Annotated in this window: 11 protein-coding genes and 4 tRNA genes (1 of these 15 cut by a window edge); 13 read left to right on the top strand and 2 right to left on the bottom strand. The window is 61.8% G+C overall.

Annotated elements, in window-relative coordinates:
* From AC07T0_RS31145 to AC07T0_RS31110, 8 genes are all read left to right on the top strand, one after another.
* Positions 1 to 63: transfer RNA gene (locus tag AC07T0_RS31145), tRNA-Ala, on the top strand (it extends 113 nt beyond the left edge of the window).
* Positions 64 to 206: 143 nt separating this feature from the next.
* Positions 207 to 282, top strand: a tRNA-Glu gene (locus AC07T0_RS31140).
* Positions 283 to 339: 57 nt separating this feature from the next.
* Positions 340 to 415 (top strand) — tRNA-Ala (locus AC07T0_RS31135).
* A 143-nt stretch (positions 416 to 558) separates the two neighbouring features.
* Positions 559 to 634 (top strand) — tRNA-Glu (locus tag AC07T0_RS31130).
* 203 nt (positions 635 to 837) lie between these two features.
* Positions 838 to 1,377, top strand: a complete 540-nt coding sequence (locus AC07T0_RS31125) for a TetR/AcrR family transcriptional regulator (protein ID WP_495004774.1) — start codon at positions 838 to 840, stop codon at positions 1,375 to 1,377.
* 50 nt (positions 1,378 to 1,427) lie between these two features.
* Complete coding sequence (locus tag AC07T0_RS31120; protein WP_495004773.1) at positions 1,428 to 1,862, top strand: acyl-CoA thioesterase; 435 nt, start codon at positions 1,428 to 1,430, stop codon at positions 1,860 to 1,862.
* 96 nt (positions 1,863 to 1,958) lie between these two features.
* Complete coding sequence (locus AC07T0_RS31115) at positions 1,959 to 2,918, top strand: tRNA dihydrouridine synthase (protein WP_495004772.1); 960 nt, start codon at positions 1,959 to 1,961, stop codon at positions 2,916 to 2,918.
* Between the two features lie 111 nt (positions 2,919 to 3,029).
* On the top strand, positions 3,030 to 3,479 hold the full coding sequence (locus AC07T0_RS31110; protein WP_495004771.1) for an Hsp20 family protein: 450 nt from the start codon (positions 3,030 to 3,032) through the stop codon (positions 3,477 to 3,479).
* 151 nt (positions 3,480 to 3,630) lie between these two features.
* Here AC07T0_RS31110 and AC07T0_RS31105 read toward each other — a convergent pair whose 3' ends face one another.
* Positions 3,631 to 6,936 carry a PAS domain S-box protein gene (locus tag AC07T0_RS31105; protein WP_495004770.1) on the bottom strand — a complete coding sequence of 1,102 codons (3,306 nt, stop codon included), beginning with the start codon at positions 6,934 to 6,936 and terminating at the stop codon, positions 3,631 to 3,633.
* Positions 6,937 to 7,005: 69 nt separating this feature from the next.
* Positions 7,006 to 7,896 carry a LysR family transcriptional regulator gene (locus AC07T0_RS31100; RefSeq protein ID WP_495004769.1) on the bottom strand — a complete coding sequence of 297 codons (891 nt, stop codon included), beginning with the start codon at positions 7,894 to 7,896 and terminating at the stop codon, positions 7,006 to 7,008.
* A gap of 153 nt (positions 7,897 to 8,049) precedes the next feature.
* Here AC07T0_RS31100 and leuC point away from each other — a divergent pair, with 153 nt between their 5' ends.
* From leuC to asd, 5 genes are all read left to right on the top strand, one after another.
* On the top strand, positions 8,050 to 9,468 hold the full coding sequence (gene leuC / locus AC07T0_RS31095; protein ID WP_495004777.1) for a 3-isopropylmalate dehydratase large subunit: 1,419 nt from the start codon (positions 8,050 to 8,052) through the stop codon (positions 9,466 to 9,468).
* Positions 9,469 to 9,478: 10 nt separating this feature from the next.
* Positions 9,479 to 10,123, top strand: coding sequence for a 3-isopropylmalate dehydratase small subunit (gene leuD, locus AC07T0_RS31090; RefSeq protein WP_495004768.1), 645 nt, complete (start codon positions 9,479 to 9,481; stop codon positions 10,121 to 10,123).
* A 176-nt stretch (positions 10,124 to 10,299) separates the two neighbouring features.
* Positions 10,300 to 11,064, top strand: coding sequence for a class I SAM-dependent methyltransferase (locus AC07T0_RS31085; protein ID WP_495004767.1), 765 nt, complete (start codon positions 10,300 to 10,302; stop codon positions 11,062 to 11,064).
* A 57-nt stretch (positions 11,065 to 11,121) separates the two neighbouring features.
* A complete protein-coding gene (gene leuB, locus AC07T0_RS31080) occupies positions 11,122 to 12,204 on the top strand; it encodes a 3-isopropylmalate dehydrogenase (RefSeq protein WP_495004766.1) in 1,083 nt (360 codons plus the stop codon).
* Positions 12,205 to 12,272: 68 nt separating this feature from the next.
* A complete protein-coding gene (gene asd, locus AC07T0_RS31075) occupies positions 12,273 to 13,385 on the top strand; it encodes an aspartate-semialdehyde dehydrogenase (protein WP_121138644.1) in 1,113 nt (370 codons plus the stop codon).
* Positions 13,386 to 13,412: the final 27 nt, after the last annotated feature.

Raw genomic sequence — 13,412 nt, 5'->3', positions numbered from 1 at the left:
AGCTGGGAGAGCGCTTGCATGGCATGCAAGAGGTCGACGGTTCGATCCCGTCTAGCTCCACCAATTTACACTTCAAGGCCTGGCCACACCGGCCTTGAAGTTGTAGGAGCCGGCTTGCTGGCGATGATATCGATACGGTGTTCTGTTGAGCCGCGTCGCCTGGGTCGCCAGTAAGCTGGCTCCTACAGTTGTATAGAAGGGTTTGCGTCCCCTTCGTCTAGTGGCCTAGGACACCGCCCTTTCACGGCGGTAACAGGGGTTCGAGTCCCCTAGGGGACGCCAGTTTTACAGAAGCGATGTTGCAGGTTGATGTCGTTCCGCCTCCGAGGCGAAAAATCCGGGGCTATAGCTCAGCTGGGAGAGCGCTTGCATGGCATGCAAGAGGTCGACGGTTCGATCCCGTCTAGCTCCACCAATTTACACTTCAAGGTCTGGCCACACCGGCCTTGAAGTTGTAGGAACCGGCTTGCTGGCGATGATATCGATACGGTGTTCTATTGAACCGCGTCGTCTGGATCGCCAGCAAGCTGGCTCCTACAGTTGTATAGAAGGGTTTGTGTCCCCTTCGTCTAGTGGCCTAGGACACCGCCCTTTCACGGCGGTAACAGGGGTTCGAGTCCCCTAGGGGACGCCACGATTGCCCGCTCTGCGGGATTTTATAAGGGTCATTCAATTATTGAATGACCCTTTTGTTTGTCTGGCGTTTGACCCTTTTCCCGGCCATCCATTTTTAATACCCATGCTTTGATAGCCAGGGCTCGGACCAGCGGTCAAAATAAAGCCTTGCGGAAAAATATTATGCGAATAATATTTTCTGTGTGATGTCTGGAGGTGGCAATGAACGACAAGAAAGCGCAAACCCGCGAGCGCATCCTGCAGGCGGCGAGTAACGCGCTGATCCAGCGCGGCCCGGTCGAGCCGAGTGTCAGTGAGGTGATGGGCGCCGCCGGGTTGACCGTGGGCGGTTTCTACGCGCACTTCGAGAGCAAGGACGCGCTGATGCTGGAGGCGTTCAAGCAATTGCTCGCCCAGCGTCGGACGAAGATGAGCGAGGTCGACAGCCAGTTGCCGGGTGAGGAGCGGCGGGCCCTGTTCGCGGCCTTCTATTTGTCGCGCAAGCATCGTGATGCGGTCCAGCAGGCCTGTCCGATCCCGTCGATCGTCGGGGAAATGTGCAACTTGCCGGAGTGCTTTCGCGAAGCTCTGAACGAGCATGTGGAACTGATGGTGGTGCAGCTGGCGTCGAGCCCCGAGGACACCGACAAAGCCCTGGCCGATATCGCCCTGATGGTCGGCGGCCTGGCCGTGGCCCGGGCGCTGGGTCCCGGCGAATTGTCCGACCGGCTCCTGCGGGCGGCCAAAACGGCGGTCATCTGAGGGTTGTTCCGTTACACTGCCCGGGTCTTTGATTTGACCGGGAGCGGTACATGAGTTGGGATCTGGCGACACCCTTCATCCTCGATTTGCAGGTGGCCGACGAGGATATCGACGGTCTCGGGCATGCCAACAACGCGGTGTATGTCAGTTGGCTGGAGCGTTGCGCCTGGCGTCACTCGCAGCGCCTGGGCCTCGACCTTAGCGAATATCGACGCCTGGACCGGGCCATGGCGGTGGTCCGCCATGAGATCGACTATCTGGCCGCCGCCTATGAAGGCGACGAATTGCAGTTGGCGACCTGGATCGTCGACTGGGACCAGCGCCTGAAGATGACCCGGCGTTTCCAGCTGGTCCGTCCCAGCGACAACCTGACCCTGTTGCGCGCGCAAACCACCTTTGTCTGTATCGAGCTGTCCAGCGGCAAGCCCAAGCGCATGCCGGCGGAGTTTCTCGAGGGTTACGGGCCGGCGCTGCAGTCGGTCTGAGGGCGTACCGGTTTGCGCCGGAACCCCGTAAACTGCCGCACTTTTTCGTTCGATGGTCGCTTTTTTCGATGACCGCTTTTTTCTATGAGAGTACCCATGCAAATTGCCCTGGCACCCATGGAGGGGTTGGTCGACAACATCCTGCGTGATGTGCTGACCCGAGTCGGCGGTATCGACTGGTGCGTCACCGAGTTTATCCGGATCAATGACTCGCTGTTGACGCCGGCCTACTACCACAAGTTCGCCCCCGAACTGCTGACCGACGCCCGCACGGCCGCCGGTGTACCGCTGCGGGTGCAACTATTGGGCTCCGACCCGGTGTGCCTGGCGGAAAACGCGGCGCTGGCCTGTGAGCTGGGTTCGCAGGTGATCGACTTGAATTTCGGTTGCCCGGCCAAGACCGTGAACAAGTCCCGGGGCGGGGCGGTGCTGCTCAAGGAGCCGGAGTTGCTCAACGCCATTGTCGAGCAGGTCCGTCGCGCGGTGCCGGCGCATATCCCGGTGACGGCGAAGATGCGCTTGGGTTTCGACAGTCCGGACGGGGCACTGGTCTGTGGTACGGCCTTGGCTGAAGGTGGTGCCTCGCAAATCGTCGTACACGCCCGGACCAAGGTCGACGGTTACAAACCGCCGGCCCATTGGGAGTGGGTGGCGCGGGTGCAGGAAGTGGTCAAGGTGCCGGTGTTCGCCAACGGCGATATCTGGTCCGTGGACGACTGGCGGCGCTGTCGCGAGATCAGCGGCGCCGAGGACATCATGCTCGGTCGCGGGCTGGTGTCGCGCCCGGACCTGGCCCGGCAGATCGCCGCGGCGCGGGCTGGCGAAGAGGTGGTGGAGATGACCTGGGCCGAGCTGCAACCGCTGCTGCGCGATTTCTGGGCGCAGGCGGTGGCGCAACTGACGCCACGCCAGGCGCCGGGCCGTTTGAAGCAATGGCTGGCGATGTTGACGCGCAATTATCCGCAGGCCGTGGAGCTGTTCACTCACCTGCGCCGCGAGACCGATTGCGACGCGGTCGGGCGCCTGCTGAATGGACCGTTGTCTGAAGCGGCCTGAAAAATTTCACGGCAATCTCTTGAAATGCGTGGGCGAGTTCCTATCTAGGGAGTACGCGATGCCGAATTCGGGTCGCGGACTAAATCACTCGCTGAATCTCAGGAGATTGACATGACTACCGCATTTTCGCTGGCGCCGCTGTTCCGTTCTTCCGTCGGTTTCGATCGTTTCAACGATCTGTTCGAAACCGCACTGCGCAATGAACCGGGCAGCAGCTATCCCCCCTACAACGTTGAAAAACATGGCGACGACCAGTACCGCATCGTCGTGGCCGCGGCCGGTTTCCAGGAAGAAGACCTGGAGCTGCAGGTCGAGAAAGGCGTGTTGACCGTCAGTGGCGGCAAGCGCGAACCCAAGGCCGAGAACGTCAGCTATCTGCACCAGGGCATTGCTCAGCGCGGGTTCAAGCTGTCCTTCCGCCTGGCCGACCATATCGAGGTCAAGGCCGCGGGCCTGAGTAACGGCCTGTTGAATATCGACCTGCTGCGGGTCGTACCGGAAGAGGCCAAGCCAAAGCGCATTGCCATTAATGCCGGGCAAAAGCCGGCGCTGCAGCACTGATCTGACGCTGCATCAACTGAAAACCCCGCCTTCGAGGCGGGGCTTTTCGTTGTGGCGCGGCCTCGGGCGTTTACTCAGCCGCCTGACTGACACCGAGCCTGTAGGAGCCGCGCAACCCCAGCCTGTCGGCTGATCGCCAGCAAGCCGGCTCCTACAGGTCGGTGGTGTGTTCAGTCGTGGGTGATTCCAAGAGCTTTTTGAACTCTTCCAAAGGCAAGGGCCGGCTGTGCAGATAGCCCTGGTACAGATGGCAGCCCAAGCCCTCCAGGAATACCAGCTGCTCCGGCAACTCCACCCCCTCGGCAATCACCGTCAGCCCCAGGCTGCGGGCCATGGCGACAATGGCGCGGATGATTTCCGCGTCGTTGGGGTCGTGGGTCGCATCGCGCACGAACGACTGGTCGATCTTCAAGGCGTCCACCGGCAGGCGCTTGAGGTAGGTCAGCGACGAATAGCCGGTGCCGAAATCGTCCATGGCGAAACTGACGCCGAGTTTGTTCAGGCGGCGCATCTTGCTGATGGTGTCCTCCAGGTTCTGGATCACGATGCCTTCGGTGATTTCCAGTTTCAGCATCGAGGACGGGACGTTGTAGCGAATCAGCGTGCGTTCCACCCGTTCGACGAAATCGATCTGGCGGAATTGCCGCGGACTGATATTCACGCACAAGCTGAAGGCATGGCTGATCAAACCGTCGCCGAGCAGGATGCCGAAGGCCTCGCAGGCATGGTCGAGGATCCAGGTGCCGACCTCGAGGATCAGCCCGCTGTCTTCCAGGACCTTGATGAACTCGGTCGGCGATTGCGCGCCGAGTTCCGGGTGGTGCCAGCGCACCAAGGCTTCGGCACCGATGATGCTGTTGTCGCGGGCGTCCACCTGGGGCTGGAAGTGCAGGCTGAATTCGCCGCGGGAAAGCGCCTGGCGCAAGTCGTTTTCCATGCGCAGGCGTTCGCTGGCGGCTTTCTGCATGGTGCTGTGGAACAGCTGGGTGATGTTGCGCCCGGAATCCTTGGCCCGGTACAGCGCGATATCGGCGCGCTTGAGCAGGTCGGCGGGGGTGGTGCCGTGGTCGGGAATCAGTGCCACGCCGATGCTCGGGGTCACCTGCAGGCGCTGGCCGTCGAGGAACATGGGTTCGGCCAGCAGTTCGCGAATGGTGTCCGCCAGTTCGCGGACTTTGTGCGTGACCTCGCTGCGTGAACCGTCCAGGCCGCTGAGCAGCACCACGAACTCGTCGCCACCCAGGCGCGCCACGGTGTCCTCGGTGCGCACACTGGCTTCCAGGCGGGCGGTCACCACCTTGAGCACGGTGTCGCCCACCGGGTGGCCGAGGGAGTCGTTGATGTGCTTGAAGTGATCGAGATCGAGGAACAGCAGGGCGCCGCGCAGGTTGTGGCGCTTGAGCAGGGCGATCTGCTGGCTCAGGCGGTCCATCAGCAGGGCGCGGTTGGGCAGGTTGGTCAGCGGGTCGTGATAGGCCAGGTGGCGGATCTGCGCCTGGGCGTTCTTCAATTGGCTGATATCCCGGGCGGTGAGCAGCAGGCACGCGGTTTCATTGAGGATGATCGGTTCGACCGATACCTCGACGGTGAGCACATCGCCGCGTTTGTTGCGCCCGAGCATGTCGCGGTGTGGGACATGGCCCTTTTCCTTCAGCTCCGCCAGCAGTGCGCTGCGCTGTTTGTGATCGGCCCAGACGCCGATTTCATACACCGTGCGGCCGATGACTTCGCTGCTGGTGTAGCCGGTCAGCCGGCAGAAGCCGTCGTTGACCTCCAGGTAGCGCCCGCTGTCGCGCTCGGTGATGGTGATGGCGTCGGGGCTGGAGTGGAACGCCTTGGCGAATTTTTCCTCGCTGGCCTTGAGCGCGGCCTCGGCCCGTTGTTGCTGGGTGATGTCACGCAAGGTGGTGACGATGCAGGGCTGCTCCTCGACCACGATCTGCCGGCTGGTAATCACGCAGGTCAGGGCATGGCCGCGCTTGTGATGCACGATCACCGCCACATTGTTCAGGGCCTGGTCGCGGATCACCTGCTGAATACGCTGCAAGCGCTTGGCCGTGTCGTCCCACAGGCCGATCTGCTCGGCACTGCGATTACGCACCTCGTCGATGCTCCAGCCAAACACCTGGGTAAAGGCCGGGTTGATCTCGATGAATTGCCCGGTGTCGTAGCGGGTGACGCAGATCGGGTCGGGACTGGCCTGGAACAGGCTGGCGAATTTCTCTTCCGAGGCCACCAGGCGTTGTTCGCGCTCCACCTGCTCGGTGATATCCAGCAGGGTGCCGGCCATGCGCAGCGGATTGCCCTGTTCGTCGCGGTAGAGGCGGGCACGGCTTTCCAGGTAGCGCGAGATGCCGTTTTCCAGCTGCACCCGATAGGTCAGTTGATAGCTGCCTTCGGGGCCTTCGCGCAGGCTGCGGTAGGCGTGACGCATGCTTTCGCGCTCGCTGGTGGGCACACCGTCGAAAAAGGCCTCGAACGACTCATGGAAGGGTTGCGGCTCGAGGCCGTGCAACTGCGCGGCCCGCGCCGAGCCATAGAGCATGCCGCTGGGGATATGCCAGTCCCAGGTGCCCAGTTGCGCCGAGTCCAGGGCCAGGTCGAGGCGTTCCTGGCTGTCCTTGAGGGCCAGCTCGGCATGCTTGCGTTCGGTGGTGTCGAGAAAGGTGCTCAGCAGATAGGCCTGGCCTTCCAGTTCGACCCGCTGGGCGCTGAGGATGCCGACACGAATTTGCTCGTTGCTGGCCCGTAGTTGTACCTCCTGGCTGACCGATTCGCCCTTGGGTCCCAGGGCGTCGATCAATCGCCTGCGCTCCTGCGGGTCGACCCATAGACCCAGTTCCAGGGTGGTGCGCCCTATTACCTGGAGGGCCGGCCAACCGAACAGACTTTCGAAGCACTGATTGGCCTCGCTGATCAAACCGTCTTCCTCGCGGGTCAGCAGGACCATGTTGGGAGACAGGTGAAACAGCGTGGCAAAGCGTTTTTCCGAGCTGCTGAGGGCATGCTCGCGCTGGCGCTGGTGGGTGATTTCGCGAATGACGCCGATCATCCGTGGCTTGCCATTTTTGTCCGGCAACAGACTGCCATTGATTTCCAGCCAGTGCAGGCTGCCGTCGGGCCAGCGGATGCGGTGATGCATGGCCTGTTCGACGGGCTCACCTTGCAGTACCGCATGAAAGGCTCGCAGGGTGCGCGCACGGTCCTCGACCGGTAGCAGGTCAAAGTAGTCGATGTCCTTGGGCAGTGGCTGGTATGGATCGAAGCCGAACAGCGCCTGGGTCCCCCGGGACCAACTGACCTGCCCGCTTTCGATATCCCAGCACCAGGCCCCCAGGCGCGCGCCATTGAGGGCGGCAAGCAGTTGCGTGGCACTTTCCCAGCTCTGTTCCGACGCATGGGGATCAAGTGCGTGAATGCGTGGCAGGGGTGGAATACGGCTGGCGTGCTTGGGCATTTACAGCTGTCCTTGGGATGAAAGGAACGTTGTGCCGCAAAAAGCTGTTTGGAATAAAGCAGGCTTGACTTATGTCGTCAATACCGCTCTATCGCTCTGTGCATCCAGTAAAGCCATGAAAGCTCGCGCGGCATTCGACAGTGTCCGTTCGGTATGCAGGATATAGCCTAGCTGGCGAGTCAGTTGTATGCCCGGTAAAGGAATGCGTGCCACCTGCTCATCGAGCATGGTTCGCGGCAGAACGCTCCAGGCCAGGCCGATGGAGACCATCATCTTGATGGTTTCCAGATAATTGGTACTCATGGCGATGTTCGGCGTCAGCCCCTGGGCTTCGAACAGGCGCTGGACGATATGGTGGGTAAAGGTGTTGCCACCCGGAAAGACCGCCGGGTGATGGGCGATGTCCTTGAGGCTGACCGGGCCGTGGCTGACCAACGGATGCTCGAGGGCGACGACGAAATCCAGCGGGTCGTCCCACACCGGCACGGCGCGTACCAGACCGTGGGGCTCCGGCGCCAGGGTGATCACCGCCAGCTCGGCGCGACCGTGGAGGATTTCCTCATAGGCGACTTCCGAGTCGAGGAACTGGATATCCAGCGCCACCTGCGGATAACGCCGGGTAAAGGCGCGCAATAGCGGTGGCAGGCGGTGCAGGCCGATGTGATGGCTGGTGGCCAGAGTCAGCCGGCCGCTGACTTCGCCGGTGAGATTGGTCAGCGCCCGGCGGGTGTCGTCCAGCACGTTGAGAATCTGGTAGGCGCGTGGCAGCAGGGCCCGGCCGGCCTCGGTCAGGCCGATTTCGCGGCCCAGGCGGTCGAACAGGCGGACATTGAGTTGCTGCTCGAGTCCAGCGATACGTTTGCTGATCGCCGGCTGCGTCAGGTGCAGGCGTTCCCCGGCGGCGGAAAAACTGCCGGTCTCGGCGATGGCAATAAAAGCATTGAGGTTAGCCAGATCCATGCGCTGTATTCCAGATGGTTATCCAAAGCATAAAAAATATGAATTTGAGTTATTCACTCTAACGCCATAGCATCGACCTCACAAGCCAAGGGGTTATTGAGAACAGTCATCAATAATCCGGGGCATAGAAACAAGCTGATGAGGAAACGTCTGATGGCCGGCAAAACGCTTTACGACAAGCTCTGGGAATCTCATGAAGTGAAACGGCGCGATGATGGGTCGTCGCTGATCTATATCGACCGTCACATCATCCATGAAGTGACTTCGCCCCAGGCTTTCGAAGGCCTGCGCCTGGCCGGGCGCAAGCCTTGGCGTGTTGACTCGATCATCGCCACCCCGGACCACAACGTACCGACCACCCCGGAGCGCAAGGGTGGGATCGAAGCGATTGTCGACCAGGTGTCGCGTTTGCAGGTGCAGACCCTCGACGATTACTGCGATGAATATGGCATCACCGAATTCAAGATGAATGACGTGCGTCAAGGTATCGTGCACGTGATCGGCCCGGAGCAGGGTGCGACCTTGCCGGGCATGACCGTGGTCTGTGGTGACTCCCATACTTCGACCCACGGTGCCTTCGGTGCCTTGGCCCACGGTATCGGCACCTCCGAGGTCGAGCACGTGTTCGCCACCCAGTGTCTGGTGGCCAAGAAGATGAAGAATATGCTGGTGCGGGTCGAGGGCACCTTGCCGTTTGGCGTGACCGCCAAGGACATCGTCCTGGCCGTGATCGGCAAGATCGGCACCGCCGGCGGCAACGGCCATGCCATCGAGTTCGCCGGTAGCGCGATTCGTGCCCTGTCGGTCGAAGGCCGCATGACCATCTGCAATATGTCCATCGAAGCCGGTGCCCGCGTGGGCCTGGTGGCTGCCGATGAAAAAACCGTGGCCTACGTCAAGGGCCGTCCTTTTGCACCGAAAGGCGCGGAGTGGGACCTGGCCGTCGAGGCCTGGAAAGACCTGGTGTCCGATGCCGATGCGCAGTTCGACCGCGTGGTCGAGCTGGATGCCGCGCAGATCAAGCCGCAGGTCAGTTGGGGCACCTCGCCGGAAATGGTCCTGGCGGTTGATCAGAACGTGCCGGACCCGGCCCGCGAGACCGACCTGGTCAAGCGCGGCTCGATCGAGCGTGCCTTGAAGTACATGGGGCTGACCGCCAACCAGGCGATCACCGACATCCAGTTGGACCGGGTCTTTATCGGTTCCTGCACCAACTCGCGGATCGAAGACCTGCGTGCCGCGGCGGTGATCGCCAAGGGCCGCAAGGTCGCCTCGACCATCAAGCAGGCGATTGTCGTGCCGGGTTCGGGCCTGGTGAAAGCCCAGGCCGAAGCCGAAGGCCTGGACAAGATCTTCCTCGAAGCCGGTTTCGAATGGCGCGAGCCGGGTTGCTCGATGTGTCTGGCGATGAACCCGGACCGCCTGGAAAGCGGCGAGCATTGCGCCTCGACGTCCAACCGTAACTTCGAAGGACGCCAGGGTGCCGGTGGTCGTACCCACCTGGTGAGCCCGGCCATGGCCGCCGCCGCCGCCGTGAGCGGTCGTTTTGTCGACGTTCGTGAATTGATCTGAGGAGCGCAGCATGAAAGCCTTTACCCAGCACACCGGTCTTGTCGCGCCTCTGGATCGTGCCAATGTCGACACCGACCAGATCATTCCCAAGCAGTTCTTGAAGTCGATCAAGCGCACCGGTTTCGGTCCCAACCTGTTCGACGAATGGCGCTACCTGGACGTGGGTTATGCCTACCAGGACAACTCTAAGCGACCGTTGAACAAGGACTTCGTGTTGAACGCCGAGCGTTACCAGGGTGCCAGTGTGTTGCTGGCCCGGGAAAACTTCGGTTGTGGTTCCAGTCGTGAACATGCGCCATGGGCTCTGGAGGAGTACGGCTTCCGCAGCATCATTGCGCCGAGCTTTGCCGATATCTTCTTCAACAACAGCTTCAAGAACGGCCTGTTGCCGATCATTCTCGACGACAGCGAAGTCGACGAGCTGTTCCAGCAGGTCGAGGCCACCCCGGGTTATCAGTTGACGGTCGATCTGCAAGCACAGACCGTGACCCGTCCAGACGGCAAGGTCTACCACTTCGAAGTCGATGCGTTCCGCAAGCATTGCCTGCTCAACGGCCTGGACGATATCGGTCTGACCCTGCAGGACGGCGAGGCGATTGCCGCGTTCGAAGCCAAGCACAGGGCCAGCCAGCCATGGTTGTTTCGCGACGTTTGATTTGAGGTAGGCAGGGAGGGCCTCTTCGCGGGCAAGCTCCGCTCCCACAGGTTTTTGAGCGTACACAAAAATGTGGCTCGACTCGGTCCTGTGGGAGCGGAGCTTGTCGGGGCGCCGCATCGCCGCGAAGACGGCCAATTCAGCGACACAGAACTCTCGGCAAAAAGGAAATCCCCATGACCGGCAAGGCTCATACCGCAGTCGTTCAAAAGCAATTCGGCGAACAGGCCAGCGCTTATCTGAGCAGCACCGTGCACGCCCAGGGCACCGAATTCGCCCTGCTCCAGGCCGAACTGGCCGGGAAGACCGACGCCCGGGTCCTGGACCTGGGGTGCGGTGCCGGTCACGTAAGCTTCCATGTCGCCCCGCTGGTCAAGAAAGTGGCCGCCTACGACCTCTCGCAGCAGATGCTCGACGTGGTCGCGGCGGCCGCTACCGAGCGCGGCCTGAACAATATCACCACAGTGTGTGGCGCGGCCGAGCGCCTGCCGTTCGCCGATGGAGAGTTCGACTACGTCTTCAGCCGTTACTCGGCGCACCACTGGAGTGACCTGGGGCAGGCCTTGCGGGAAGTGCGCCGGGTCCTCAAGCCCGGTGGCGTGGCGGCCTTCATCGACGTCATGTCCCCCGGCAGCCCGTTGTTCGACACTTACCTGCAAAGCGTCGAGGTTTTGCGCGATACCAGTCATGTCCGCGATTATTCGGCAGGCGAGTGGCTGCGTCAGGTCAACGAGGCCGGGCTGAGCGTGCGCAGTACCCAGCGTCAGCGCCTGCGCCTGGAGTTTGGCTCCTGGGTCGAGCGCATGCGCACCCCGCAACCGCTGCGGGTGGCCATTCGCGATTTGCAGCAGGCAATGGGCGCGGAAGTGCGAGAATATTTTGAGATTGAGGCCGATGGCTCGTTCAGTACCGATGTCCTGGTGCTGTGGGCCGAGCGATAGACTTTTTCCAGGCGCGCCCGTGACCACGGGCGCACCGACAGATGACATGAGGAAAGCATGAGCAAGCAGATTCTGATTCTTCCAGGCGATGGTATTGGTCCGGAAATCATGGCCGAGGCGGTCAAGGTGCTGGAACTGGCCAACGACAAGTACAGCCTCGGTTTCGAGCTGAGCCACGACGTGATCGGCGGCGCGGCCATTGACAAGCACGGCGTGCCCCTGGCTGACGAGACCCTGGACCGCGCCCGCGCCGCCGATGCCGTGCTGCTGGGCGCTGTCGGTGGGCCGAAGTGGGACAAGATCGAGCGGGATATCCGTCCTGAGCGCGGCCTGCTGAAAATCCGCGCGCAACTGGGCCTGTTCGGCAACCTGCGTCCGGCGATCCTCTACCCGCAACTGGCCGACGCTTCCAGCCTGAAGCCGGAAATTGTCGCCGGCCTGGATATCCTGATCGTCCGCGAACTGACCGGCGGCATCTACTTCGGCGCGCCGCGTGGCACCCGCGAGTTGGAAAATGGCGAGCGCCAGTCCTACGATACCCTGCCGTACAGCGAAAGCGAGATCCGTCGCATTGCCCGGGTCGGCTTCGACATGGCGCGGGTCCGCGGCAAGAAGCTCTGCTCGGTGGACAAGGCCAACGTCCTGGCCTCCAGCCAGTTGTGGCGTGAAGTGGTTGAGCAGGTCGCCCTGGATTACCCGGACATCGAGCTGAGCCACATGTACGTTGACAACGCCGCCATGCAACTGGTGCGGGCGCCGAAGCAGTTCGACGTGATCGTCACCGACAATATGTTCGGCGATATCCTCTCCGACGAAGCCTCGATGCTCACCGGCTCCATCGGCATGCTGCCGTCGGCCTCGCTGGATGCCAACAACAAAGGCATGTACGAGCCGTGCCACGGCTCTGCGCCGGACATTGCCGGGCAGGGCATCGCCAACCCGCTGGCGACGATCCTGTCGGTGTCGATGATGCTGCGTTACAGCTTCAATCTGCACGACGCGGCGCAGGCGATCGAGACCGCGGTCAGCCGTGTGCTGGACCAGGGCTTGCGCACCGGCGACATCTGGTCGGCCGGTTGCACTAAAGTCGGTACGCAGGAAATGGGCGACGCAGTAGTCGCCGCGCTGCGGAATCTGTAATCTCTCGGGCCCACCGCCTCTTCCATCCCTGGAGGCGGTGACCCACTTTTGTAAAAGGTGTAGTTGCGATGAAACGTGTAGGTCTGATCGGTTGGCGCGGTATGGTCGGTTCCGTGCTCATGCAGCGGATGCTGGAAGAGCAAGATTTCGACCTGATTGAGCCGGTGTTTTTCACCACTTCCAATGTTGGTGGCCAAGGCCCGTCCGTGGGCAAGGATATTGCTCCGCTGAAGGACGCCTACAGCATTGAAGAGCTCAAGACCCTCGACGTGATCCTGACCTGCCAGGGCGGCGACTACACCAGCGAGGTTTTCCCCAAGCTGCGCGAAGCCGGCTGGCAGGGTTACTGGATCGATGCTGCTTCCAGCCTGCGTATGCAGGATGACGCGGTGATCGTCCTCGATCCGGTCAACCGCAAGGTCATCGACCAGCAGCTGGACGCCGGGACCAAGAACTACATCGGCGGCAACTGCACCGTCAGTCTGATGCTGATGGGCCTGGGTGGCCTGTTCGAGGCTGGCCTGGTGGAATGGATGAGCGCCATGACCTATCAGGCGGCCTCGGGTGCCGGCGCGCAGAACATGCGCGAGTTGATCAAGCAAATGGGCGCGACCCACGCCGCTGTCGCCGATCAACTGGCCGACCCTGCCAGTGCCATCCTTGACATCGACCGCCGTGTCGCCGAAGCCATGCGCAGCGATGCCTACCCGACCGAGAACTTCGGCGTGCCGCTGGCCGGCAGCCTGATCCCGTGGATCGACAAGGAATTGCCGAACGGCCAGAGCCGGGAAGAGTGGAAGGCCCAGGCCGAGACCAACAAGATCCTCGGTCGCTTCAAGAGCCCGATCCCGGTGGACGGTATCTGCGTGCGCATTGGCGCCATGCGTTGCCACAGCCAGGCGCTGACCATCAAGCTGAACAAGGACGTGCCGATCGCCGATATCGAAGGGCTGATCAGCCAGCACAACCCCTGGGTCAAGCTGGTGCCGAACCAGAAAGAGATCAGCATGCAGGAACTGAGTCCGACCAAGGTCACCGGCACGCTGAATATCCCGGTGGGCCGTCTGCGCAAGCTGAACATGGGTTCGCAGTTCCTCGGTGCCTTCACCGTGGGCGACCAACTGCTGTGGGGGGCGGCCGAGCCGTTGCGGCGCATGCTGCGTATCCTGCTGGAGCGTTGATCCGCTGAGACTTTGAAAAAACCCGCG

This window comes from Pseudomonas sp. GW821-FHT04D07 (assembly GCF_059420225.1).
The sequence above is the reverse complement of the archived record's forward strand: the minus strand, read 5'-3'. Positions and strand labels throughout refer to the sequence as shown.

Bases quoted from the DNA above. Each gene is read 5' to 3' on its own strand.
- asd (WP_121138644.1), top strand. From the start codon at position 12,273: ATGAAACGTGTAGGTCTGATCGGTTGGCGCGGTATGGTCGGTTCCGTG.
- AC07T0_RS31125 (WP_495004774.1), top strand. From the start codon at position 838: ATGAACGACAAGAAAGCGCAAACCCGCGAGCGCATCCTGCAGGCGGCG.
- AC07T0_RS31120 (WP_495004773.1), top strand. From the start codon at position 1,428: ATGAGTTGGGATCTGGCGACACCCTTCATCCTCGATTTGCAGGTGGCC.
- leuB (WP_495004766.1), top strand. From the start codon at position 11,122: ATGAGCAAGCAGATTCTGATTCTTCCAGGCGATGGTATTGGTCCGGAA.
- AC07T0_RS31115 (WP_495004772.1), top strand. From the start codon at position 1,959: ATGCAAATTGCCCTGGCACCCATGGAGGGGTTGGTCGACAACATCCTG.
- leuD (WP_495004768.1), top strand. From the start codon at position 9,479: ATGAAAGCCTTTACCCAGCACACCGGTCTTGTCGCGCCTCTGGATCGT.
- AC07T0_RS31085 (WP_495004767.1), top strand. From the start codon at position 10,300: ATGACCGGCAAGGCTCATACCGCAGTCGTTCAAAAGCAATTCGGCGAA.
- AC07T0_RS31100 (WP_495004769.1), bottom strand. From the start codon at position 7,896: ATGGATCTGGCTAACCTCAATGCTTTTATTGCCATCGCCGAGACCGGC.
- AC07T0_RS31110 (WP_495004771.1), top strand. From the start codon at position 3,030: ATGACTACCGCATTTTCGCTGGCGCCGCTGTTCCGTTCTTCCGTCGGT.
- AC07T0_RS31105 (WP_495004770.1), bottom strand. From the start codon at position 6,936: ATGCCCAAGCACGCCAGCCGTATTCCACCCCTGCCACGCATTCACGCA.
- leuC (WP_495004777.1), top strand. From the start codon at position 8,050: ATGGCCGGCAAAACGCTTTACGACAAGCTCTGGGAATCTCATGAAGTG.